Below are 2927 nucleotides of genomic sequence, written 5' to 3'. Positions count from 1 at the left end.
GTGTTGCAGTTTCCGGCAACCTGGCTGACCGCTTCGCCGAACCCGGCGAGGTCGAAATCGGCCTCGCCGCGCCCCGCCAGCAGCCCGAACCGCCACGAAAGCTGCAGCCGGTTCGCGGCGACAAGGCGCCTGATGCCATCGGCGCCATCGCGCACCAGCATCCGGCCGCGCGGCCCGACCGACCAGCTTTCGTCGAACTTGCTCTCCTGATCGACCGTAATCGACATGGTGATCTTGCGGCTGGCCGAAACAGCGTCGTTCAGTTGCAGCCATTCAGTCCAATGCGGCTCGCCGTTTGCCCGGCAGGCAATCGTCAGGATCGGGCTGTAGCTCAAGGCACCGCCGCCGGTGATCAGCTTGTTGGTGGCGTAGAGCGAGGCCGTCACGAGGCCGTCTTCATTCGTGCCGAAGCGCCAGTTGTCAGGCACCGTGCCGGCCTGGGCAATGCCGCAGACCGAGATAAGGATCAGCGCGATTGCCGAAGCGTGTCCCAATTCGACGACCAGTCTCAACACGCCCTCCAACAACCAAGCGGCTTGCAATAGAAGCGCAGATAATGATCAAAGCTTGGTCGCCACAGGCCGTCGCTCGCGAAGCATGGCGGCTGTTGCAGTTTGGCAACGAAAAAGGCCGCCTCGAGGGCGGCCTTCCTGTTTCAGCGGAGCGCTGGTGTTATTCGGCGGCCTTCTTCTTCGGCGCGGCCTTCTTCTTGGGCTCTTCCGCGTCGTCGGCCGTCTTGGCGTCGGCCTTCTTGGCGGCGGCTTTCTTCGCCGGCTTCGCCTTGACGGCGGTCTCGTCCTCTTCGTCGTCGGCCATCAGCTCTTCCTTGCTGACCTTGACGTCGGTGACCGAAATCTGACCGAGCAGATGGTCGACCACCTTTTCCTCGAACATCGGCGCCCGCAGCGTGTTCAACGCTTCCGGGTTGTTGCGGTAGAACTCGAAGACTTCCTGCTGCTGGTTTCCTGGATAGCGCCGCACCTGCTCGAACAGGCCGCGCTGCAGCTCTTCGTCCGATACGGTCACGCCGGCCTTCTCGCCGATTTCAGCCAGCACCAGCCCGAGGCGCACGCGGCGCTCGGCAAGCCGCAGATACTCGGCGCGCGCCTCTTCTTCCGTCGTCTCTTCGTCGGCGAAGGTGCGTCCGGCTGCTTCCAGATCACGATTGACCTGCGCCCAGATGTTGTTGAACTCGGCGTCGACGAGCTTCGACGGCGCCTCGAACGAATAAGCCGCATCGAGCTGGTCGAGCAGCTGGCGCTTGACCTTCTGGCGCGTCATGGCGCCGAACTGGTTCTCGATCTGGCCGCGCACGACGTCGCGCAGGCGCTCCAGCGACTCCAGGCCGAGATTCTTGGCGGTCTCGTCGTTGATTTCCAGCGCGCCGGGCTGGGACACTTCCTTGACGGTGACATCGAAGGTCGCTTCCTTGCCGGCCAGATGCGCCGCCTGGTAGTTTTCCGGGAAAGTCACGGTGACCTGCTTTTCCTCACCGGCCTTGGCGCCGACAAGCTGATCCTCGAAGCCGGGGATGAATTCCTTCGAGCCTAGCACCAGCGGCTGATCGGTGCCGGCGCCGCCATTGAAGGCCTCGCCGTCGATCTTGCCGACATAGTCGATGGTGACACGGTCGCCATTGGCGGCCTTGCCGGTCTTCGGCTCGTAGCTGCGCGCCGATTCGGCAACGCGCTGGACCTGCTCGTCGATCTCGGCATCAGGCACGTCGAATACCTGGCGCGTCACCTTGATGTCGGACAAGTCCTTGATCTCGATCGCCGGGATGATCTCGTAGTTGAGGCGGAATTCGAAGTCGGCGCCGCCGGCCAGGATCTTCTCGGCTTCCTTCTCGTCCTCGGTCATGATGACTTCAGGCTGCATGGCAGCCTTTTCACCACGCCCGGTAATGATCGAACGGGTCGAATCGTTGAGGATTTCGTTGACCACTTCGGCCATGAACGACTTGCCGTAGACCTTGCGCAGGTGCTGCACCGGCACCTTGCCTGGACGGAAGCCGTTGATGCGGACCTTGTTGCGGGCATCCGAAAGCCGCGCCATCAGCTTGGCTTCCATGTCACCGGCCGGCACGGTGATCTTGATCTCTCGCTTGAGACCGGAGTTGAGCGTTTCGGTGACCTGCATCGTAAAACCTTTGTTTTCACCAATGAGACTGCCACGGCCTCTGCCGTTCACAGCCTGCCGGTATATTCTTGCCGGGAATGGCTTTTGGTACGGAACCTGGCGATTTGACCGAAAACCCGGCTCAAACTCTCCCAAACTGCGTTCCAAAATGTGAATAAGTTCTTGTTTTTCCTACTTCTTATCACATTCTGCAGAAGCGGATCGTCGCGTCCCGTCACATTTGACACGCCTTTTGTCACAGGCGAGGCCAATTTTCAACAGTCTTCGCATCCCAGCCGATAACCAGCATTCGGGGCCTGCCCCACATCTTGTCGCTGGGCCACATCTTGTCTCTGACATTGACAGAATGATGGCCACATGGGATTGCCGGTCCATGCGGATGTGGCGGAACTGGTAGACGCCCTGGATTTAGGTTCCAGTGCCGAAAGGCGTGGGGGTTCGAGTCCCTTCATCCGCACCACCCTTCGAGCTTCGGGTGGCGGGCCACCCGAAAGCCCTGGCGAAGGAGGACCGGCGCCGTTCAGGCAGGCATCGGATTGAGCTTCAGATGCTGGATCAAGATGATGGTCTTGGCGTCGACGATACGGCCATCGGCGATGCCGGCCAGCGCCTCGTCGAGCGGCATTTCCAGAACCTCGATGTCCTCGCCCTCTTCTTGCGCGCCGCCGCCGGCCGAGATGCGGTCGGCGGGTGAATAGCGGCCGATGAAAAACCAGAGCCGTTCGGTGACGCTGCCGGGGCTCATATAGGGCGAAAACAGCCGCTCGATATCCTTCAAGCGATAACCC

General features: G+C 61.3%; 2 protein-coding genes, 1 tRNA gene and 1 pseudogene. 1 reads left to right on the top strand and 3 read right to left on the bottom strand.

Annotated elements, in window-relative coordinates:
• Both EN925_RS30510 and tig read right to left on the bottom strand, forming a co-directional pair.
• On the bottom strand, positions 1-512 hold a 512-nt coding region (locus tag EN925_RS30510; protein ID WP_128337156.1), incomplete at its 3' end, for a hypothetical protein.
• A gap of 160 nt (positions 513-672) precedes the next feature.
• On the bottom strand, positions 673-2139 hold the full coding sequence (gene tig / locus EN925_RS30505) for a trigger factor (protein WP_127368362.1): 1467 nt from the start codon (positions 2137-2139) through the stop codon (positions 673-675).
• Between the two features lie 375 nt (positions 2140-2514).
• Here tig and EN925_RS30500 point away from each other — a divergent pair.
• A tRNA-Leu gene (locus tag EN925_RS30500) sits at positions 2515-2599 on the top strand.
• A 60-nt stretch (positions 2600-2659) separates the two neighbouring features.
• Here the strand turns inward: EN925_RS30500 and EN925_RS30495 are convergent.
• Positions 2660-2927, bottom strand: a pseudogene (locus tag EN925_RS30495) (GDP-mannose pyrophosphatase); the annotation flags it as partial.

Source organism: Mesorhizobium sp. M7A.F.Ca.US.006.04.2.1 (assembly GCF_004022915.1).
Taxonomy (GTDB): Bacteria; Pseudomonadota; Alphaproteobacteria; order Rhizobiales; family Rhizobiaceae; genus Mesorhizobium; species Mesorhizobium ciceri.
Note: the sequence above shows the minus strand (reverse complement) of the source record. Positions and strands in the feature narration are given on the sequence as shown.

Bases quoted from the DNA above. Each gene is read 5' to 3' on its own strand.
- tig (WP_127368362.1), bottom strand. From the start codon at position 2,139: ATGCAGGTCACCGAAACGCTCAACTCCGGTCTCAAGCGAGAGATCAAG.